22 protein-coding genes and 3 pseudogenes are annotated in these 21,390 nt (G+C 36.7%); 14 read left to right on the plus strand and 11 right to left on the minus strand.

Translation table 11 applies throughout. From position 1 onward, the window contains the following. The first annotated feature begins 12 nt into the window (after window positions 1-12). Window positions 13-267, plus strand: a complete 255-nt coding sequence (locus NSQ08_RS04340) for a hypothetical protein (RefSeq protein ID WP_340772028.1) — start codon at window positions 13-15, stop codon at window positions 265-267. A 50-nt stretch (window positions 268-317) separates the two neighbouring features. Here the strand turns inward: NSQ08_RS04340 and NSQ08_RS04345 are convergent, their stop codons facing one another. Beyond that, complete coding sequence (locus NSQ08_RS04345) at window positions 318-503, minus strand: hypothetical protein (protein ID WP_002188726.1); 186 nt, start codon at window positions 501-503, stop codon at window positions 318-320. A 293-nt stretch (window positions 504-796) separates the two neighbouring features. On the opposite strand from NSQ08_RS04345, the pseudogene NSQ08_RS29885 reads away from it, so the two are divergent. The 9 genes and pseudogenes from NSQ08_RS29885 to NSQ08_RS04385 all read left to right on the plus strand — a co-directional run. Continuing rightward, window positions 797-883 (plus strand): annotated as a pseudogene (locus NSQ08_RS29885) (RNA-guided endonuclease TnpB family protein); the annotation flags it as partial. A 49-nt stretch (window positions 884-932) separates the two neighbouring features. Next, entirely contained in the window at window positions 933-1,514 is a 582-nt protein-coding gene (locus tag NSQ08_RS04350) for a competence protein ComK (RefSeq protein WP_002011279.1), read from the plus strand. Window positions 1,515-1,764: 250 nt separating this feature from the next. Beyond that, window positions 1,765-2,369 (plus strand): annotated as a pseudogene (locus tag NSQ08_RS04355) (DUF4306 domain-containing protein). Window positions 2,370-2,723: 354 nt separating this feature from the next. Further along, on the plus strand, window positions 2,724-3,317 hold the full coding sequence (locus NSQ08_RS04360) for a TVP38/TMEM64 family protein (RefSeq protein ID WP_002011278.1): 594 nt from the start codon (window positions 2,724-2,726) through the stop codon (window positions 3,315-3,317). Window positions 3,318-3,373: 56 nt separating this feature from the next. Next, window positions 3,374-3,937, plus strand: a complete 564-nt coding sequence (gene lepB, locus NSQ08_RS04365) for a signal peptidase I (protein ID WP_002011277.1) — start codon at window positions 3,374-3,376, stop codon at window positions 3,935-3,937. Between the two features lie 117 nt (window positions 3,938-4,054). Then, the gene (gene addB, locus NSQ08_RS04370; RefSeq protein ID WP_340772035.1) at window positions 4,055-7,570 is read left to right on the plus strand and encodes a helicase-exonuclease AddAB subunit AddB; all 3,516 of its coding nucleotides are present in this window, start codon (window positions 4,055-4,057) and stop codon (window positions 7,568-7,570) included. After that, a complete protein-coding gene (addA, locus tag NSQ08_RS04375; protein WP_340772037.1) occupies window positions 7,567-11,292 on the plus strand; it encodes a helicase-exonuclease AddAB subunit AddA in 3,726 nt (1,241 codons plus the stop codon). Before addB ends, addA begins: the two co-directional genes overlap by 4 nt. Window positions 11,293-11,315: 23 nt before the next feature. Continuing rightward, a complete protein-coding gene (locus NSQ08_RS04380) occupies window positions 11,316-11,594 on the plus strand; it encodes an RNA polymerase alpha subunit C-terminal domain-containing protein (protein ID WP_002030298.1) in 279 nt (92 codons plus the stop codon). Window positions 11,595-11,809: 215 nt separating this feature from the next. Beyond that, window positions 11,810-12,517: a DNA alkylation repair protein gene (locus NSQ08_RS04385; protein WP_016119808.1), complete on the plus strand. Its 708-nt coding sequence runs from the start codon at window positions 11,810-11,812 to the stop codon at window positions 12,515-12,517. 50 nt (window positions 12,518-12,567) lie between these two features. On the opposite strand, the gene gerPF is transcribed toward NSQ08_RS04385, so the two are convergent. The 7 genes from gerPF to NSQ08_RS04420 form a co-directional block, all read right to left on the minus strand. Further along, window positions 12,568-12,783: a spore germination protein GerPF gene (gene gerPF / locus NSQ08_RS04390; RefSeq protein ID WP_098385040.1), complete on the minus strand. Its 216-nt coding sequence runs from the start codon at window positions 12,781-12,783 to the stop codon at window positions 12,568-12,570. Between the two features lie 42 nt (window positions 12,784-12,825). Beyond that, on the minus strand, window positions 12,826-13,212 hold the full coding sequence (locus NSQ08_RS04395) for a spore germination protein GerPE (RefSeq protein WP_002030295.1): 387 nt from the start codon (window positions 13,210-13,212) through the stop codon (window positions 12,826-12,828). 14 nt (window positions 13,213-13,226) lie between these two features. Further along, entirely contained in the window at window positions 13,227-13,421 is a 195-nt protein-coding gene (gene gerPD / locus NSQ08_RS04400) for a spore germination protein GerPD (protein WP_001052805.1), read from the minus strand. Between the two features lie 6 nt (window positions 13,422-13,427). After that, a complete protein-coding gene (gerPC, locus tag NSQ08_RS04405) occupies window positions 13,428-14,042 on the minus strand; it encodes a spore germination protein GerPC (RefSeq protein ID WP_001070757.1) in 615 nt (204 codons plus the stop codon). Between the two features lie 67 nt (window positions 14,043-14,109). Beyond that, the gene (gerPB, locus tag NSQ08_RS04410) at window positions 14,110-14,316 is read right to left on the minus strand and encodes a spore germination protein GerPB (RefSeq protein WP_001012505.1); all 207 of its coding nucleotides are present in this window, start codon (window positions 14,314-14,316) and stop codon (window positions 14,110-14,112) included. A 14-nt stretch (window positions 14,317-14,330) separates the two neighbouring features. Further along, on the minus strand, window positions 14,331-14,552 hold the full coding sequence (gene gerPA, locus NSQ08_RS04415; RefSeq protein ID WP_001111190.1) for a spore germination protein GerPA: 222 nt from the start codon (window positions 14,550-14,552) through the stop codon (window positions 14,331-14,333). Window positions 14,553-14,648: 96 nt separating this feature from the next. Beyond that, window positions 14,649-14,828 carry an aspartyl-phosphate phosphatase Spo0E family protein gene (locus NSQ08_RS04420; RefSeq protein ID WP_002087032.1) on the minus strand — a complete coding sequence of 60 codons (180 nt, stop codon included), beginning with the start codon at window positions 14,826-14,828 and terminating at the stop codon, window positions 14,649-14,651. A gap of 246 nt (window positions 14,829-15,074) precedes the next feature. Here NSQ08_RS04420 and NSQ08_RS04425 point away from each other — a divergent pair, with 246 nt between their 5' ends. After that, a complete protein-coding gene (locus tag NSQ08_RS04425; protein ID WP_044438097.1) occupies window positions 15,075-15,974 on the plus strand; it encodes a fumarylacetoacetate hydrolase family protein in 900 nt (299 codons plus the stop codon). A 34-nt stretch (window positions 15,975-16,008) separates the two neighbouring features. On the opposite strand, the gene NSQ08_RS04430 is transcribed toward NSQ08_RS04425, so the two are convergent. Together NSQ08_RS04430 and rocD are read right to left on the minus strand one after the other, a co-directional pair. After that, on the minus strand, window positions 16,009-16,293 hold the full coding sequence (locus tag NSQ08_RS04430; protein WP_000925332.1) for a hypothetical protein: 285 nt from the start codon (window positions 16,291-16,293) through the stop codon (window positions 16,009-16,011). Between the two features lie 105 nt (window positions 16,294-16,398). After that, window positions 16,399-17,589 (minus strand): ornithine aminotransferase, encoded by a 1,191-nt coding sequence (gene rocD / locus NSQ08_RS04435; RefSeq protein WP_000616665.1) that lies wholly within the window; start codon window positions 17,587-17,589, stop codon window positions 16,399-16,401. A gap of 150 nt (window positions 17,590-17,739) precedes the next feature. On the opposite strand from rocD, the gene NSQ08_RS04440 reads away from it, so the two are divergent. After that, on the plus strand, window positions 17,740-18,108 hold the full coding sequence (locus NSQ08_RS04440; protein ID WP_002011256.1) for a YisL family protein: 369 nt from the start codon (window positions 17,740-17,742) through the stop codon (window positions 18,106-18,108). A gap of 53 nt (window positions 18,109-18,161) precedes the next feature. Here the strand turns inward: NSQ08_RS04440 and NSQ08_RS04445 are convergent, their stop codons facing one another. Then, the gene (locus NSQ08_RS04445) at window positions 18,162-18,716 is read right to left on the minus strand and encodes a DUF2777 domain-containing protein (protein WP_002140810.1); all 555 of its coding nucleotides are present in this window, start codon (window positions 18,714-18,716) and stop codon (window positions 18,162-18,164) included. A gap of 242 nt (window positions 18,717-18,958) precedes the next feature. On the opposite strand from NSQ08_RS04445, the gene asnB reads away from it, so the two are divergent. Beyond that, entirely contained in the window at window positions 18,959-20,806 is a 1,848-nt protein-coding gene (gene asnB, locus NSQ08_RS04450) for an asparagine synthase (glutamine-hydrolyzing) (RefSeq protein ID WP_061675293.1), read from the plus strand. A 189-nt stretch (window positions 20,807-20,995) separates the two neighbouring features. After that, window positions 20,996-21,257 (plus strand): annotated as a pseudogene (locus NSQ08_RS29890) (ferrochelatase); the annotation flags it as partial. Window positions 21,258-21,390 lie beyond the last annotated feature (133 nt).

Here is a 21,390-nt window from a genome sequence, read left to right on the forward strand (position 1 = left end):
AAAGGATGGCTTATGCCATCCTTTTTTTTTGTTGTTGAGATATACGATATTTATATTAGTAATAAAGACAGCCTAAAAAGTACGATTGAAGAAATAAAGGCGTACTCGAAAACTTATGAAAATGATAAAGTGACGGTAATTGATTTGAGGAAGTCTCATTCTCGGTATTTAGATCAAGAACCATATATAATCATAGTACAGGTTGAAAGAGATACAGAGAATCTTGGAAGGAAAAATAGTAGTTTTTTTGAGGATGAAGAAGAATGAAGGAAATGGCAATCAGTATGTAAAAAGGGCTTTCCGTAAAGGAAGGCCTTTTAGTGTTCTTTCACAGCTTTTTTCTTTTCACGTTTCTTGCATTCTGGACATCTAGATTTACGAAAAGGCTTCGCGAAGAACAGTAAAATAAAAAATAAACCGAATATAATACTCGCTGAATTTTTTACGATAACAATGCTACTATTTTTCATTTGAATTGTTGGATGATCTTGCTTTTCTTCCATGAGAGACCTCCGTATATTTGATTTATATTTTAATTATAGCAAAATTAATTGCTGTAATTATATGAAAAGGGGAATGTGTTAAATATATTACAAATGATATAAATTCTTTTTTCGTATATAGAATCCTCTTTTTATACAGATTATTCTTTTGATATCCATATATTTTTATTAACATATTTGTATTATATTTGATTTATTATAAGTATTTGTAAAGAATCGCAGAATGTAAACCATTTCCTTTTCGTAGGTGCTACTATAAAAGGGAAATGAAGAAGGGAAATTAAATAGCAATCGAAAATTTAAAAAAGAGAGGTGAAAAATCTGTTACTAACAAAAGAGCGAGTATAGATAAAAATATTCTTAGCGTGCAAAAACTACATACTCTAAGGATATACATTTGCCTATATTTGTAGTAGCAGACAGTAGACTATGGAAAGTAAAGTAGAACGTTATGTCGAAAACTATGTTGTAAGCAAAAATACAATGGCCTTACTTCCTGTTGTTCTAGGAGAAAAGAAAGTTGTTACGCGAATTGTAGAAATGGAAGATTCTTTTTTCGTATTTCAAAAGCCTCTTGATATTATAGAGAGAAGTTGCCGGAAGCATGGTTCTAGTTTCTTTGGAAGAAAAGAAGGAACGAAGGAGTTAACTCGTATTACACATAAAGCTCCTATCGCAATTAGCCCGACAGATCAACTTTATTTTTTTCCTACGTATTCTTATTCTCGAAAAGAGTGTGCGTGGTTATCTCATTTTCATATTGAAGATAATAAAGAATTAAAAGATGGAAATCTTATTATTAGATTTATAAATGGTTTCGCTGTGAAACTAGAAATGTCAAAAAGTAGCTTTGAAAATCAGCAAAATCGTACAGCGAAATTACGGACAGAGTATGAAGATCGTAAGAAAAAACAAGGAAATCCTTGCTTTAAAGAGATTGATAAAAATGAAGAATCTAAATTAACACCAGCATATGAGAAAGTGTATTTTGTGAAGGAAGGCGAAGTGTGAGAGGGAAAGGGAAAGGATGGGGAGACTCATCCTTTTTGATTTTGTTATATATACTATTTGCACGGTAAGATTCATAAATAAAACAAGGTTAATTTCCTGAATTTTCGTTCTCTAATAACTTAAGGTGATATGTAATTACAATATAAGGGTTATTTTCCTAAATATACTTAATGTAGTGTGATTATATATCGTTTTATATTCGCGGTATACAGGATAGTTCTTTCCTTATTATATAAAAAAGGGGGCTGTTATGTTGAAAAGGACCATGTTATTTTGGGCGCAATATATTCTTGTTTTGCCTATATTATTTCTTACCTTTATGTTTACTGGTTTCGTTGGCAGTCAGTTAATGATAGGTGCTGATAAAACAACATTTTATTTTTACGCCTCAAAATGCAACAGAATATAGTCAAATTAGTGAAATTGATAAATTGCTATTTGCTATTTGCTTTTTCAATTCAACCAGTTGTCACCATAGTATTTCTTCTATCGATTGTGTACGTACTGACACTTATTGTCTTTCAAATTATTGAATGTAAGAAGGAAAAAAAGATATTACATAGTTTACAATATATGGTTCTCATACCGATTTTTCTTTACTTGTGGTTAGGAATAATGCAATTTTCCGCAGTTGATTTAACTTGGATAGATAATTGGCAAGAGCACCTTATATTCACTCCTACTACTATAACGAATGAGCAAGATATATATATGATTGATAAGTTTTTATACAAATTTCGAATGTTACCTATTCCAAGTACAGTATTAATACTATCTTTCTTATATTTATTAATACTTATCGTGATTGATAGTATACGCTTACTAAAAAAGTTTCTTGTAAGAACTAGTCATTAGAAAAGGAGAATTGTTTGAAGGTATAACAATTATTTGTCATTACTCATTTCCATACAGGTAGAAATAACCTTACGCGTAGTAAGGTTTTTTTTGAAACTACAGATTGACACTTTCTGTAGTTTCTTTTTTTTATAATATGTAACCGTTAAGTTATAATCTGTGCGTGGTGTCTAAATTATTCTCATGTCTTGTCGAATATTGAAAGATTATCATAGCATAATAATGAAGGAATTCTAGCGAATGATATGGAAACTTTAATAAATACATCTCCATATGTCGTATCTACCATTTCCTCTTTCATTTAAGCGATGATACAGTAGAGGTAGTAATTAGAGTAAAGGGGTAAAGTGTAGAATGGATTTTCAAACGATCAAAGAGTATTTTTCACCAGAAAATATGGATCATATTGTTGAAAGTTATCGTGCGTTCGGGCCGCTTCTCGGTATTGGCTTACCGATGATTGAGGCGCTTATTCCGGCATTGCCACTCATTGTGTTTGTGTTGGCGAATGCTGTTGCATTTGGTTTTTGGTTCGGTTTTCTTTATTCATGGATTGGGTCAGTAATTGGTGCAATGCTTGTATTTTTCATTATTCGTAGCTTTGGAAGAAGTCGTTTCTTTTCTTTTGTAAATAAGCATGAGAGAGTGCGAAAAGCGATGGGATGGATTGAAAGAAAAGGGTTCGCGCCAATCTTTGTTATATTTTGTTTTCCGTTCACACCATCTGCGCTTATAAATGTTGTAGCTGGTTTGTCTCGCATTAGCGTAAAACAGTTTGGACTAGCATTAGCATTTGGAAAGCTTGTTATGATCTTTATTTTAACGTATATCGGTCATGATTTAGTCTCATTTATTCATAAGCCGGTGAAATCGGTTATTGTGGGCGTTGTTATTTTTATTTTATGGTATGTTGGTAAAAAAATTGAAGTAAAGTTAGAACTACATTAGGAAAAGTCTTCTTTGTAAAGATAAGCTTCATCATTAAAGGGCGAGGGGAGAAGCGAATGAAGAAAACTTTGAAAAAAGAAGGGCTAGAGTGGGTAAGAACAATTTTAATTGGTGTACTATTAGCTGTATTTTTTCGAACGTTTTTCTTTTCAACGTACGTTGTAGAGGGGAAGTCAATGATGCCGACATTGCAAGATGGAAATATGCTCGTTGTAAATAAGGTGAGTTATCAAGTAGGGGACTTGAATCGATTTGATGTCGTCGTTTTTCATGCGAATAAAAAAGAGGACTATGTAAAGCGAATTATCGGTTTACCTGGGGATCATATCGAATATAAGCATGATAAATTATATATAAACGGACAATTCGTGGATGAACCTTATTTAGAGACGTATAAGAAAGAGACAAATGGACGGCAATTAACAGGCGATTTTAAACTAGAAGAGTTAACGAAAGAAAAGTTTGTACCACCCGGTTCTATTTTTGTAGTTGGTGACAACCGCCTTGGTAGCTGGGATAGTAGGCACTTCGGCTTTGTGAAAGCTGATACAGTTGTCGGTAAAGTTGATTTACGATATTGGCCGATTCAAGAGGTACAAACGAATTTTTCAAAAGGTTGATATAATAAAATGAAGTATAAGGAAAAGACAAACGAGTATGTTTGTCTTTTTTATCGTCCTATAATACAATTATGGTAGCAAACTAACGTTCGTTATGTAAGTGAAAGGTGGGGTTACATGTCACTTCGATTTGTGATTGGTAGAGCTGGAAGTGGAAAAAGTACACTTTGTTTACACGAAGTGCAAGAAGAGTTAAAGCAGCGCCCAAGAGGGAAAACAATATTATATCTTGTGCCAGAACAGATGACATTCCAAACGCAGCAGGCGTTAATTGGGAGTGAAGAGGTAAGAGGTTCTATTCGGGCACAAGTTTTTAGTTTCTCGCGATTAGCGTGGAAGGTGCTGCAAGAAGTTGGCGGAGCGAGTCGTCTTCATATTGATGAAGCCGGTGTACATATGTTACTTCGTAAAATTGTAGAATCTCGTAAAGATGGATTATCGGTGTTTCAAAAAGCAGCGGAGCAAAACGGTTTCTTTGAACATCTTGGTAGTATGATTGCGGAGTTTAAACGTTATAATGTGACGCCATCTAACGTATATGAAATGTGGCAACAATTAGATGCGCATAGTAGTAGTGCAGAGCAAAAGCTGCTAGCGAATAAAGTGTATGATTTACAGTTATTATATGATGATTTCGAACGTGCTTTAATCGGAAAATATTTAGATTCAGAAGACTACTTACAATTATTAATTGAGAAGCTTTCAGACTCTGAGTATGTAAAAGGCGCGGAAATTTATATAGATGGATTCCATTCATTTTCCCCTCAAGAGCTAGAAATTGTTAGAGGGTTAATGAAATTAGGAACTAGAGTAACAATAACATTAACGATAGATGAAAAAACGTTAGCGCAGCCAGTGAATGAACTAGATTTATTTTATGAAACGACGTTAACGTATGAACGAATAAAACAAGTAGCGCGTGAAGAGAAAATAGAAATTGAAAAAACAATTCCGCTGATGGAACAGCCGCGTTTTCATTCGCAAGCATTAGCACATTTAGAAACGCACTACGAAACACGTCCAAATGAAAAATTTCATGGTGAAGCGAGTGTGACAATCAGTACAGCAGCTAATTTACGAGCTGAAGTAGAAGGTGTAGCTCGTGAAATTAGAAGACTTGTGGCGGATGAAGACTATCGTTACCGAGATATCGCAGTCCTTCTTCGTAACGGAGAAAGTTATTACGACGTAATGCGAACGTTATTTACGGATTATAATATCCCGCATTTCATCGATGAAAAACGCCCAATGTCACATCATCCGCTAGTAGAATGTATTCGTTCTGCACTCGAGATTATTAGCGGGAATTGGCGTTATGATGCAGTATTTCGCTGCGTGAAAACAGAGCTTTTATATCCATTAGATGTAAGAAAAGAAGCGATGCGCGAAGAGATGGATGAGTTTGAAAACTACTGTTTAGCGTACGGTGTACAAGGGAAGAGATGGACTTCTGAAGATCCGTGGATGTATCGTCGTTATCGTTCTCTTGATGATGCGAGCGAAATGATAACAGACAGTGAGCGTGAAATGGAAGAGAAAATAAATCGACTTCGCGACGTTGTAAGAACGCCAGTTATTCGTATGCAAAAAAGACTGAAGCGTGCTGGAACAGTTATGCAAATGTGCGAAGCGGTATATTTATTTTTAGAGGAGCTTGACGTTCCGAAAAAACTAGAAGAATTACGTGTTCGTGCAGAAGAAAATGGAGATTTCTTATTTGCGACAGACCATGAGCAAGTATGGGAAGAAGTGATGAATCTTCTTGATACGTTCGTTGAGATGCTTGGCGAAGAGAAGATGTCCCTTTCAATGTTTACGGAGGTTATGTCGACAGGTCTTGAAGCACTTCAATTTGCGAACATTCCGCCATCACTAGATCAAGTGTTAGTTGCTAACATTGATCATTCTAGATTATCAGATATTAAAGCGACGTTCATTATTGGAGTAAATGAAGGAGTGATTCCAGCAGCGCCTATGGATGAAGGTATGCTTTCTGATGAGGAAAGAAATGTTCTCACCGCTGCAGGTATCGAATTAGCACCAACGACGAGACAAACTTTATTAGAAGAACAGTTCGTTATGTATCAAATGGTGACGAGAGCATCTGAGAAGTTATACATTTCCTGTCCGCTTGCGGATGAAGAAGGAAAGACGTTACTTGCTTCTAGTTTTATTAAGAAAATAAAAAGAATGTTCCCTGATGTGAAAGAATCGTTTATTACGAATGATGTAAATGACTTATCGCGTTCGGAACAAATCTCATATGTAGCAACGCCAGAAGTAACGTTGTCTTATGTCATGCAGCAACTGCAAACGTGGAAGCGATACGGATTTGAAGGCAATTTAGACTTTTGGTGGGACGTATATAACTTCTACGTTACTTCAGATGAATGGAAGCAAAAAAGTAGCCGTGTGTTATCAAGTTTATTCTACCGAAATCGTGCACAGAAACTAAGTACAGATGTAAGTAGGGATTTATATGGAGATACAATTAAGGGAAGTGTTTCTCGTATGGAACTATTTAATCGCTGTGCGTACGCTCATTTTGCTCAGCACGGTTTATCGCTAAGAGAGCGTGATATTTTCAAACTTGATGCGCCAGATATCGGTGAATTATTCCATGCAGCGCTGAAGAGAATTGCAGACAAGCTATTACGTGAAAATCGGACTTGGGCGGATTTATCAATAAAAGAGTGTGAACACCTTTCTGCTTTAGTAATAGAAGAAATTGCACCGTTATTACAAAGACAAATTTTATTAAGTTCGAACCGTCATTTCTATTTAAAGCAAAAACTACAACAAATCATTTTCCGTACGTCACTTATTCTTCGTGAACATGCGAAGTCGAGTGGATTTGTACCAGTTGATTTAGAAGTACCGTTCGGTATGGGCGGGACTGGATCTCTTCCGCCAATGGAATTTGCGTTGCCAAATGGTGTGAAGATGGAAGTAGTTGGCCGTATTGACCGTGTTGATAAGGCGGAAGATGAGAGTGGTACGTTCCTTCGTATTATTGATTATAAATCAAGTTCGAAAGCGTTAGATTTAACAGAAGTGTATTACGGACTCGCACTTCAAATGTTAACGTATTTAGATGTTGTTACTTCAAATGCACATACGTGGATGAAAAAGGGCAGTACTGCATCACCGGCGGGTGTATTGTATTTCCATATTCATAACCCGATTGTTGAGATGAAAGGCGATGCATCTGAAGAAGAAATTGAGAAAGAAATTTTAAAGAAATTTAAAATGAAAGGTCTCGTACTAGGAGATGCTGACGTTGTGCGTTTAATGGATAATAAACTTTCAACAGGAAGCTCTGATATTATTTCTGCTGGTCTGAAAAAAGATGGTAGTTTTAGTGCGCGTTCTAGCATTGCAAGTGAACAAGAGTTTAACGTACTTCAAAAATATGTACACCACTCGTTTGAAAATATCGGAAAAGACATTACAGAAGGTGTTATCGATATTGCTCCTTACAAAAAGGGGAATAAAGCGGCATGTACGTTCTGTAACTTCAAATCTGTTTGTCAATTTGATGAATCACTTGAAGATAACCAATTCCGTACGTTAAAAGATATGAAAGATAGCGAAGCGATGGAGAAAATTAGAGAGGAGGTTGGCGGAGAATGATAGAAAATTGGCCTCAGAAACCAGAAGGTAGTCAATGGACAGATGACCAGTGGAAAGCGGTTGTAGCGAACGGACGTGATATTTTAGTCGCAGCGGCAGCTGGATCAGGGAAAACAGCGGTATTAGTTGAACGTATTATTAAAAAGATTATAAGTGAGGAAAATCCAGTCGATGTCGACCGCCTGCTCGTTGTAACATTTACGAATGCAGCAGCGCAAGAAATGAAAAATCGAATTGGGGAAGCGTTAGAAAAAGTATTAATTGATGGGCCAGGTTCACAGCATATAAGAAAGCAGCTTAGCTTATTAAATAAAGCTTCCATTTCAACAATTCATTCATTTTGTTTACAAGTTATTAGAGGATATTATTACATGCTTGATGTCGATCCTCGTTTTCGTATTGCGAACCAAACAGAAAATGAGTTATTAAAAGAAGAAGTGCTAGATGACATATTAGAAGAAGAATATGGAATCGAAGATAATAGTATTTTCTTTGAACTAGTTGATCGTTATACGAGTGACCGTAGTGACGATGACTTACAACGAATGATTTTAGCGCTTCATACAGAATCAAGAGCGCATCCAAACCCGGAGAAGTGGCTTGATAAATTAGTAGAAGCATACGACGTTGAAGGAAAGACGATTGAAGATTTAGTGTACGCTTCTTACTTATTAGAAGATGTAAAATTCCAGCTTGAAACAGCGGAAAAGTATATTCGTAAGGCGACTGAATTCGCAATGCTTCCTGATGGTCCAGCGCCTCGCGTTGAAACTTTACAAGCGGATTTAGCTTTACTTGGAACGTTATCCTCAGCAGCTCGTGGATCGTGGACAAGCGTTTATGAAGCGATGCAAAATGTATCGTGGCAAACGTTAAAGCGTATTAAAAAAAGTGATTACAACGAAGATGTTGTAAAACAATTAGATTCTCTTCGTAATAAAGCGAAAGATGAAGTGAAGAAATTACAAGAAGAGCTATTTAGCCGCAGACCTGAAAGTTTCTTACGAGATTTTCAAGATATGCATCCTGTATTAGAAAAACTCGTGAAGCTTGTAAAAGTATTTACAGAGCGTTTCCAAGCGATTAAGCGAGATAAAGGAATGGTCGATTTCACAGATTTAGAGCATTTCTGTTTGCAAATTTTAAGCGAGCAAAGTGAAGGCGGTGAAATGAAGCCGTCAGCAGTAGCACTTCAATATCGTAATAAATTTGCTGAAGTACTAGTTGATGAATATCAAGATACGAACTTCGTACAGGAATCAATTATTAAATTCGTAACGAAAGATTCTGAGAGTGAAGGAAACTTGTTCATGGTTGGTGACGTAAAACAGTCGATTTACCGTTTCCGACTAGCAGAGCCTGGTTTATTCTTAGGAAAATATAAACGTTTCACACAAGAAGGATCGGGCGGCGGAATGAAGATTGACTTAGCGAAAAACTTCCGTAGCCGTCATGAAGTGCTAGCAGGTACGAATTTTATTTTCAAACAAATTATGGGCGAAGAAGTCGGCGAAATCGATTATGATGCTGACGCTGAATTAAAGCTAGGTGCTAGCTATCCAGAAGGTGAAGATGTAGCGGCAGAGCTATTATGTATTCAGCAAACTGAGGAAGAAGTGCAAGACGGTGAAGAAGGTGCCGAAGTAGAAAAAGCGCAGCTTGAAGCTCGTCTTATGGCGCAGCGTATTAAAGCAATGGTCGATTCAGGCTATGAAGTGTATGATCGTAAAACTGATAGTATGCGCCCAGTGCAATATCGTGATTTCGTTATTTTACTTCGCTCCATGCCATGGGCGCCGCAAATTATGGAAGAGTTAAAACTACAAGGAATTCCGGTATATGCTGACCTTGCGACTGGTTACTTTGAAGCGACAGAAGTAAATATTATGATGAACGTATTCCGCGTCATTGATAACCCGATGCAAGATATTCCGCTTGCAGCTGTACTTCGTTCACCGATCGTTGGACTAAATGACGAAGAACTTGCGACGCTTCGTGCTCATGGAAAGAAAGGCTCGTTTTATGAAGTGATGAGCTCATTCTTAAAGGGAGCGCCGCTTGAAGAAGAACAAGAACTGCATGATAAATTAGAGTGGTTTTATAACTTACTGCAAGGGTGGCGTGAATTTGCGCGTCAACAATCTCTTTCTGATTTAATTTGGAAAGTGTACGGTGAGACGGGCTATTACGACTTTGTCGGCGGTTTACCAGCCGGAAAGCAAAGGCAGGCAAACTTACGCGTACTATATGACCGCGCAAGACAATATGAAGCAACATCGTTTAGAGGATTATTCCGCTTCTTGCGCTTTATTGAGCGTATTTTAGAACGCGGAGATGATATGGGAACGGCGAGAGCCCTCGGAGAACAAGAAGATGTTGTTCGCATTATGACGATTCATAAAAGTAAAGGGCTAGAGTTCCCAGTCGTATTTGTAGCTGGACTTGGTCGCCGTTTTAATACACAAGATTTAATGAAGCGTTTCTTACTTCATAAAGATTTCGGTTTTGGTTCACAATTTATCGATCCTCGTAAACGAATTAAATATACGACATTATCGCAACTAGCGATTAAGCGTAAAATGAAGATGGAATTAATTGCGGAAGAAATGCGCGTACTATACGTAGCGTTAACACGTGCAAAAGAGAAGTTAATTTTAATTGGAACAGTTAAAGATGCCAATAAAGAAATGGAAAAATGGCTCGATGCAAGAGAGCATAGTGAATGGTTATTACCAGACCATATACGTGCCGGAGCGTCTTGTTATTTAGACTGGATTGCACCTTCATTATATAGACATCGTGATAGTGAAATGCTTCTTGAATTAGGACAAGGAAATATTCCAGGCGAAATTTATGAATATAGTGCTAGCTGGAAAGTAGAAGTTGTTGAAGGAAAAGATTTACTTGCACCAGAACCAGTTCAAGAAGAGAAACAAGAGTTATTAGAAGCGCTTCGTGATAAAAAAGCTGTTCCGTTAGAAAGTGAACGGAAAGAAGAAGTGTACGACAGATTGATGTGGGAATACGGGTATGCGGACGCGACATCTCACCGTGCGAAGCAGTCTGTTACAGAAATAAAGAGAAATTATCAATCTGAAGAAGGTAGCGATAACGCCTTTATTAAAAAACTTCGTGCACCAATTAAAACACGTCCGCGCTTTATGGAGAAAAAAGGGCTAACATATGCAGAGCGAGGGACAGCAGTCCATGCCGTTATGCAGCATGTAGATTTGAAGAAACCAATTACGATTGAAGTTCTTCAAGAACAAATTGCAAGCATGGTAAATAAAGAACTATTAACATTTGAACAAGCTGAAGAAATAGCGATTGAAAAGGTAATTTCATTCTTTGACAGTGACTTAGGTAAAAGGGTATTAGCAGCAAAAAGTGTTGAGCGCGAAGTACCATTTACGATGATGCTTTCAGCAGAAGAAGCGTATCAAGATTGGCAAGGGAAGAAAGGCGAATCAATACTTGTCCAAGGGGTTATCGACTGCATGATCGAAGAGGAAGACGGAATTACTTTAATCGACTTTAAAACAGATACGATTGAAGGAAAGTTCCCAGGCGGATTTGATCAAGCGAAACCAATTTTAGAAGACCGATACAAAGTACAGCTTTCACTATATGCAAAAGCACTCGAGAAAAGCTTAAAACATCCTGTGAAAGAGAAATGTTTATATTTCTTTGATGGAAATCATGTTGTAAATATTGACAAATAGAGCTTAGAAAGGGGTTATGGATTATGGCGACGTTAAGAACTTGTGATCAAGGACACGAGTACTACAAAAATAGCGATTGTCCAACTTGCCCAACCTGTGAGAAAGAGAGAAAGCCAAAAGAAGGCTTTCTTTCTCTTCTTTCAGCACCAGCAAGGCGAGCGTTAGAGCACCATGGAATAACGACTGAAGCAGAACTTTCAAAGTATAGTGAAAAAGAAATTTTGAAACTGCACGGTATAGGGCCAGCATCTTTACCTAAATTGAGAGCGGCTTTAGAAGATAAGGGATTATCATTTAAATAAAAAAACTAATCATTAGCGGGGAGTAGCATCTTCATTAATGATTAGTTTTTATAATCGGTATTAATTAGCTAGATAAACGCGTATAACGAAATCCCATTTTGAAAATCATAAATCGATGGACAAAACGCTTTAAAAGATGGAGTTATGAAGTATAGAGAACTTGATAAAGAAGATAAGCGAATTGATTATAATAGTAAGGAAGGAAGTGCAACACGATGGATTTTGAAACAGTAATGCAAGAGCTTGAAATTCTCGGCAAGGAACGAACTAAAAAAATATACATATCTAATGGTGCAAAGGAGCCACTTTTTGGCGTAGCTACAGGTGCTATGAAACCAATCGCGAAGAAAATAAAAATCAATCAAAGTTTAGCTGAAGAGCTTTATGCTACAGGTAACTATGATGCGATGTACTTTGCAGGCATTATTGCAGATCCAAAAACTATGAAAGAATCGGATTTTGATCGTTGGATGGATGGGGCGTACTTTTATATGCTGTCCGATTATGTGGTAGCAGTAACTTTATCAGAGTCAGATTTTGCACAAGACGTTGCTGATAAATGGATTGCAAGTGGTGACGAACTAAGAATGTCAGCGGGATGGAGTTGCTACTGCTGGCTTTTAGGGAATCGAAAAGACCATGAATTTTCCGAAAGTAAGATTACCAATATGCTAGAAGTTGTGAAAAATACAATTCACGATGCGCCAGAACGAACGAAATCCGCTATGAATAATTTTCTAAACACTGTGGGGATTTCATATGTGCCGCTACATGAAAAGGCAGTTGAAACTGCAAAGGAAGTAGGCATAGTGGAGCTAAAACGGGACAACAAGAAAAGCAGTTTTCTAAACGCTTACGAAAGTATTCATAAAGGACTTGATAGAGGAAGACTGGGGTTCAAACGTAAATATGTAAGGTGTTAAAAAACAGAAGGAAAAGCATTAGCTCTATACAAGAAGAGCTAATGCTTTTTTTACGCTGTTCCAATTTGATCTTGGTCTGCAACGTCCGAATCGAATGTATTTGTTGCACTAACGCCGCTAAAAGTGTTAACGACAAATCCGACATTGGAAGCCCCAGATCCGTTATAAGCTTTCGTATTTTCTTTCGGAGACACGTTATAAAAATCTCCTAAGTTGAAAGAGCCGTTACTGTTTTGAACGACGAGATTTCCTACAATCGAAGGCATACCATCCACCTACTTTACTAAGCTTTTTAATTACTATATGAATTATTTAGAGGAAGGTTCATCAGTAATAAATTGGCGGATTTGTAGCGTACGAGAATTATTAAAAACATAGTCAACATTGCCGATTTGGAAGCACGCGGAATTTAAAAGGGTTCGCAAGTGAACATCATTTACTTCAATAAAAGGGCACTCATTTACAATATTCATTTTTACATCTGTTGTTCGCTTTGGAATTGTAATGTATTCATCTGTAAAGATTTCAAACGCATCAAAACGACCTTCACCTTTTATATAACAAGGGATTTCTCGATGAACGATAAGTGCTCTATTTTTTAATTCTATTTGATTAGAATCCCCGGCCTGGAAGACAGCTGCAACCCCCATAGAAACGATAGAAACATTTTGTACAATTGAAGTATGACGGAGCATAATTTTTCCTCTCCTCAACCTGGAGTCGGAGGGACATCTGTTACTAATGGTACAAATGGCCCCTCTGTAACAGATTCGAATGGCGTATCAAGAATAGAAGAAAGGATGAGAAGGTTTGCATCCCCAATTAAAAATAATGCGGAAGAAGAAACCCCGTTCATTTTAATCTGGCCTACTTTTAACTCGCGGTTTACAACATTTAAATTCATGCATACTCACTCCTTTCGGAAATTGCCCGGTATGTGTTGAATAAAGGAAAGGAACGCCTTGTCAATATCTTGTTTCATCGCTTGAATAATGATGTCTCGTAAATAATCGGGATCTGTGGAAATACCCTCATACGATTGAACTTGTGATAAATAATATGGAAGTCTATGTTCCATCTGTTTTTTTATGTCATCCACCATCATTTGTCGATACATCTCATCAAGCGGCGTTCTCTCTTCTTGTTCAAAATGGAGAATTCGACTATATGCTTCTTCATCTAAATAGCGATGCATTTCTTGGAGGATACCTTGATAAAAGTCTGGATTTGTTTCTGTTTCAGGATTTACTTTTAATGTTTCTGTATCCACTTGAAAATCTTCAATTTGTTGCCCTTTTGTTGAAAATGGATTCAAGCCAATATTTAAAGTGCCGTTTAAATTTTCTACTTTTAATTGATCGAATTTATATTCCACTTTTCCTATAGAAGAGGAGGGACGACTTTTTAACTCATTAAGCTCTTCTTGTAGTAGGCGAACTTGCTCTTCAAGGTTTAGAATAGTTTGCTGCTGTATTTGGAGAGCTTGTTGAAGTTGGTGTAGGTAAGTATATATATCTTGATTCATTTGTGAAACCTCCTTTTCAATAGGGAGGGGAAATATATTCCTGCTATATATTTATGACAAGGATACCTTAAGAAGAACTAGTTGATGGTTTGATGGAAATAATTTGTCCTTTCGCATGTAAAGGGCGAAGCGGTTCTGTAAATCCGCCAGAATTTGAGAATTTAGAAAGAGCCTTAATACTACCTGCAGTTCCAATTTGAAAAACGGAAGAGGTCGTAATGCTATCGATTTTAATGCTGTTAATGATGATACTTTGGTTCACATAAAAATTCAATGCAATCGCCCCCTTTAGTTCGAACCAATTATTGCTTGATCAATTACATCTGAATCATTGACGGTCGTTGAGCTTTGATAATTGTAGACAGAGACGTTATCCCCAACATTAAATGAACCGGCTCCCGCAAAAGCGCGTGAATAACTAATAGGCCTAATCGCAAATACATCTCCAATATGAAAAATACCACTTGATCCAATGTTAACGATACGAATATGTCCGACCATAGCTGGCATACAAAACACCTTTCGTTTTTAAAATTTTCTTTTCTACTATTGTATGGGCGTTTTCAATAAAATGTGTATTTTTTCGAAATAAAAGAAACACATACGTTATTGCGTATGTGTTTCGAACATTTGAGTATGTGTGCAATCTGTATGTATAGGCCAAACAACATTTAAGAGCCTGTCCAATTCCTGGCTACAATCTACTGTTTTTTGAGAAGTCATTCCGTAGCGTTCAGCAAAATAGATCATTTTTTCGCGTTTTTTTTCGATAGCTTGCTCAAACATTGAAATCGGCTCCATCTCTCAATAAATTTTATGTATATATGTAGTACATATTATACAAAAATCCCATAAAAAAGAAACATCTTCGCTAAAAAAAGTATAATTTCTACATTTTATGTCAAATAACGGATGAGGAACAAATATAATAACGGTTGAATATTGTAAAAATTAGCGTGTATAAGAAGGTTTTTTTCTTAAGGATGCGAATACAATTAAAGGGTATGAGTTTTAGGATGGAGAGTGGAAGTATTGCGTTTTGTAACGGCTAAGAAAGAAGAAAAAGTATTTGTAGGTATTGTGGATGAAGAGGAAGAAAAGGTATTACATTTAAGAGAAGCGCAAAGACAAAAAGGGGAAAAGGTTACTATCCCAATTACCATGTTAGAGTGTATTGAAAGAGGAAGCGAATGTCTTGAGAAAGTGTACGATATTGTAAATTGGGCGAAGGAAAATGCGGGATCGGCGTATTATCCGTTAGCAGAGGTGAAAATATTAGCACCGATTCCAAGGCCGAGAAAAAATATTCTTTGTGTTGGAAAGAACTATCGTGAGCATGCGGTAGAAATGGGCGGAGTAGAGTCTATCCCTGAAAATATAATGATTTTTACAAAGGCGCCAACAACAGTGATTGGAATTGATGAGCAAATTAATGGTCACCCTCACGCGACGAATGAACTTGATTACGAAGGTGAACTAGCAATCGTTATCGGTAAGCGAGGGAAACAAATAAAAATAGAAAAAGCTCTTGATCATGTTTTTGGATATACAGTTATAAATGATGTAACTGCTCGAGATATTCAAAGAAAACATAAACAATTTTTCCTAGGGAAAAGTTTCGATACATTTTGTCCGATGGGACCGTATTTAATTCATAAATCGATGGTTAGAACGCCAAATGCATTACACATTGAAACAGTGGTAAATGGAGAAGTAAGGCAAACTTCAAATACGAGAGAAATGATTTTTTCAGTAGAAGAAATTATTTCAACTATAAGTAAAGGCATGACATTAGAGCCAGGAGATATCATTGCAACAGGGACACCAGCTGGTGTTGGTAAAGGTTTTACACCACCGAAGTTTTTACATGCTGGTGATGAAGTTGTTATTACAGTAGAGGGAATTGGTACGCTTAGAAATATTGTGAAATGAAAAAAGAGCTATCTTGTGAAAAGATAGCTCTTTTCTATGGGCGTGGATTAACGGAGTAATCTATGATGGCGAAAATATACAATCCGATTAATGCTAAAGTACAAATTCCAATTAGCATAACTGCAAGTGCGCTTCTCTCACGGCCAAAACCGATAATTGTAAGGAAAACAGCAGCCCAAAATGATGTTTTGAGTAGTGTGAATGTATTAGGAGTTGAATAATGACTGAGTAAAGTTGTAGATAATATGAAGCCGATGAATGTCATAGAAATAAAAATTGTAGCTAAATTATTAATGTGTTTACCGTATTTCAATAGCATACAGTTACCCCCTTTTTAATAAAAACAGAATATTCAATTTTATTTTACGGTAAACTACTAAAAAAAGAAAGAGGTTGTCCTATATTTAGGACAACCTCACTATGATTAAGATAGTACAGCTTTAATTTTTTGGAACGCCCACTCTAAATCTTCTTCAGAGATTACTAGAGGTGGTGCAATACGAATTACGTTTTCGTGTGTTTCTTTACATAATAGACCAGCTGCTTTTAGTTGTTCACAGTAAGGACGAGCTGGCTCGTTTAATTCGATACCGATGAATAAACCTTTACCGCGAATGTCAGTAATCATTGGGTTATCAATTTCTTTTAATTGCCCAACTAGTTTTTCTCCTAATTGAAGAGAACGCTCTGTTAATTTTTCTTCTTCTAATACTTCAAGAGCTGCAATAGAAACAGCACATGCAAGTGGGTTACCACCGAATGTAGAACCGTGAGAACCTGGCTCGAATACACCTAAAATGTCGCTGTTTGCTGCAACACAAGAGATTGGGAATACGCCGCCGCCAAGTGCTTTACCAAGTATGTACATGTCAGGAGTTACATTGTCCCAGTCGCAAGCAAATACTTTACCCGTACGGCCTAAGCCTGTTTGGATTTCATCTGCTACGAATAAAACGTTTTCTTTTTTACATACTTCAAAAGCTTCTTGTAAGAAACCAGCTGGTGGAATGTTAATTCCTGCTTCACCTTGGATTGGCTCTAAAATGAATGCAGCTGTATTTGGTGTAATCGCAGCTTTTAACGCTTCTAAATCACCATAAGGAATTACAATAATGCCAGGAAGCATTGGACCGAAGCCGCGCTTGTACTCTTCGTTTGATGACATAGAAACAGCACCCATTGTACGTCCGTGGAAGTTATCTTCACAAACGATGATTTCTGCACGGTTTGCTTCTACCTTTTTCACATCATAAGCCCAGCGACGAGCTGTTTTAATTGCAGTTTCAACAGCCTCTGCACCTGTATTCATAGGAAGTACCATATTTTTATTTGTTAGTTTCGCAACTTTTTCGTACCAAGGACCTAATTGATCGCTATGGAAAGCACGAGAAGTTAACGTCACTCGATTAGCTTGGTCAATTAAAGCGTTAATGATTTTTGGATGACGATGACCTTGGTTTACTGCAGAATATGCACTTAATAAGTCCATATAGCGGTTTCCTTCAGGATCTTCTACCCAAACGCCTTCTGCTTTAGAAATAACGATTGGAAGTGGATGGTAGTTATTTGCCCCGTATGTGTCTGTAAGTTCGATAATATCCTTAGTTTGAATCATGATTGTTCCCCCTTTTGTTATTACAAGAAGTTTGTAAATACTCTAAATATTATAGCATTTAAATATAAAAAAGCGAAACATTTCCTGAAAATATATGAACATGTTATCATATAGAGTGAAAAAGTGTGAAAAAGAGGAGGCAGGGATACGATGGTACATATGCATATTACAGCATGGGCGTTAGGATTAATTTTATTCTTCGTTGCGTATTCACTTTATTCAGCAGGAAGAAAAGGTAAAGGTGTACATATGGGGCTTCGCCTTATGTATATCATCATTATTGTGACAGGTTTCATGTTGTACATGAGTATTGTGAAGACGGCAACAGGTAGCATGCACATGTGGTACGGCATGAAAATGCTAGCTGGTATATTAGTAATCGCTGGAATGGAAATGGTTCTTGTGAAAATGAGCAAAAACAAACCAACAGGGGCGGTTTGGGGCTTATTTATTGTCGCGCTAGTAGCGGTATTATACTTAGGACTAAAATTACCGCTTGGCTGGTACGTATTCAAATAAAAATAAAACCACCTTATGATCTCAAATATTTGGGAGATAAGGTGGTTTTTATTTTATGTCGCATCAATATGCAACTCTTCTCCGTTTACTTTCGTAAATCGCAAAATATTTTTATTAGAGGAAGAGTGGCGTACAAAATGATGCTGCAATGTACAAATCATTTCGTCGTTATCGAATAAAAGAATATTTACTCCTTCGCATGCTTCCTCTTTTGGCAAGAAGGATAAATAATTATGACAATACATGCAATCATATAAAGAGTAATTAAGTGATTGCAATGATTCGGTTAATAATGTAAAGACAGAGTCAGGTAATTCCTCAAGCCATTCATTATAGCTAAGAAGTAATTTTTTTCGAATTCGTATCATTTCCCCGTTTTGGAGAGAATGTTGTTCATTTGCAATTTGTAATATGTCTTGTTCATAAAAACGAGCTGGTAGCCAATTGTTGTTATATAAAATTTCAAAACCATCTTCAGCAATATCTTCTAATAGAAAAGCCTCATCATTTTCATCATCAAAGAATACCCATTCTTTGTTTATATATTCTACATTACCGACTGTATGAGCGCGCGGTTGGTTATACAAAATGTGTTTGCGTTGTATCATAGTTCATTTCTCCTTTTATAGAAATAGTTATTCTTGTTATGGACAGTTCGTACGTTCTTTATAACTAGACACACCTAAAGATAGATGGGCATACAATAAAACACGCTTTACACTGTGAAACTGCTATTCCATATGTGGATAGTTAGTTATCGTCAAGTTTGTTGTTTTTATGTATCCGCACTCATAGGGTGGGGATTACTGCACGTTCAGAAACAGATATTAGATTAGGAAGGATGATTCTTATGTGCGGGATTACAGGATGGGTGGATTATAAACGCTCATTAGAAGGGGAAAGGGACATCGTGACGAAGATGGCGGAAACGCTAGCGAAACGCGGTCCAGATGATAATAAAGTTTGGATTAAAGGGAACGTCGCATTTGGGCATAAACGGTTAATCGTTGTAGATCCTGAAGGTGGTAAACAACCCATGACTTGTTTAAAAGACGAAACGAGTTATGCGATTTGCTATAACGGAGAGCTCTACAATACAGAAGATATTCGCAAAGAGTTATTAAGAAGAGGTTATACATTTAAAGGGCATTCCGATACAGAAGTACTATTGGCATCTTATATTGAATGGAAAGAAGAATGTGTCGATCATTTAAACGGTATATATGCGTTTGCAGTATGGGATGAGAAAAATGAACGAGTCTTTATTGCTAGAGATAGATTAGGTGTAAAACCGCTTTTTTATAAATATGATAGCGGACGATTATTATTTGGTTCAGAGTTAAAAGCGATACTAGCGCATCCAGATGTGAAGGCGGAAGTAACGTTAGAAGGGTTGTCAGAAATATTTGGCCTCGGACCATCTAGAACGCCTGGTCACGGTGTATATGCTGGTATTCAAGAACTGCGTCCGGGTCATGCAATGACGTTCTCAAAAGACGGTTTATGTATATGGAGATATTGGAATGTAGAAAGTAAAAAACATGAAGATTCATTTGAAGAAACAGTAGAGAAAACTCGTTTTTTATTACAAGATGCGATTACGAGACAATTAGTTTCTGACGTACCACTATGCACTTTTTTATCAGGAGGTGTAGATTCAAGTGCTATCACAGCAATTGCTGCGAAAGAGTATGAAAGATCAGGGAAAGGTCAATTGCACACGTATTCTGTTGACTATGAAGATAACGACAAATATTTTAAAGCGAATGCGTTTCAGCCGAATTCAGATGCACCATTTATTAATTTAATGACAGAGACATTTCAAACAATTCATCATCGCTGCGTCATTTCTAATGAACAACTAGCACAGTATTTAACAGAAGCAGTACTCGTTCGCGATTTGCCTGGTATGGCAGATATTGATTCTTCATTATTATGGTTTTGCCGTGAAATAAAACAAGATTTTGTCGTCGGTTTATCTGGAGAATGTGCAGATGAAATATTCGGCGGTTATCCGTGGTTTTATAGAGAAGATGATTTACAATCAAGTGCATTTCCGTGGATGCGTTCTACAGAAGCGCGTGAACAACTTCTGAAGAAAGAATGGAGAAATAAATTAAATTTACAACAATATGTACAACAACGCTATGAAGAATCCATTCAAGAAGTTCCTATTTTAGAGGGAGAAAGCCCATTAGAAGCGAAGAGACGACAATTATTTTATTTAAACATGGTATGGTTTATGACAACATTATTAGACAGAAAAGACCGTATGAGTATGGGGGCAAGCTTAGAAGTACGCGTTCCATTTGCGGACCACCGACTTGTCGAATATGCGTGGAATATTCCTTGGGAAATGAAAATGTATAAAAACCGCGAAAAAGGTCTATTGCGTAAGGCTTTAGAAGGATTACTTCCAAATGATATATTGTATAGAAAGAAAAGTCCGTATCCGAAAACGCATAACCCGCACTATACGAAAGCAGTCACAGTATGGCTCCAAGATTTATTAACGGATAAAGGCTCAATTTTGCATGAATTGTTCGATAAGGAGCAATTGAGCGGATTGATCCAGTCTGGCGGCAGTGCATTTCAAAAACCGTGGTTTGGTCAATTAATGACAGGGCCGCAGCTTTTAGCTCATTTAGCGCAAATTCATGTTTGGTTTAAAGAGTATGGGGTAAATATTAAGGAATAGGGAAAGAGCGGCTTATATTTATGTGAGCCGCTCTTTTTCTTAAATAAATTGTCATATAAAATTCGAAATCATATTAGAAACAATACTTATTTAGAATTATTATTTTGACGTACTTATTATTGCTTGTTATAATTGGAAACAAATGTTCTTGAAAAAGATTCTCATTTCCAAAATTGAGGTGCTATATAGATGACGAAGAAAATAGGTTTGCTTGTGATGGTGTATGGAACGCCGGAGTCATTAGATGATGTATACTCGCATTCGTCACGGGCGTAAGCCGTCTGAAGAAGCGCTCCAAAATTTAATCGAACGGTATAAAGCAATTGGTGGAATTTCACCGCTTGGGAAAATAATGAAAGAGCAGGCGCATAAATTAACAGATTCAATGAATAAAATGTTTACAGAGTATGAATTTTTTTGTTACTTAGGTTTAAAACACATTGCTCGATTTAGGAGTTTTATATGACACCGATTATGAATGTAAAGTTGTAACTGATGAATTAAATGCCGCATATTTTAGACTAAATATGCCCAATTTACAATCTGTATTTATTGCTTGTTTAGCTGAAATTGTTTCCAAAAAA

Origin of the sequence: Bacillus sp. FSL E2-8887 (assembly GCF_038007205.1) — a bacterium.
GTDB lineage: Bacteria > Bacillota > Bacilli > Bacillales > Bacillaceae_G > Bacillus_A > Bacillus_A mycoides.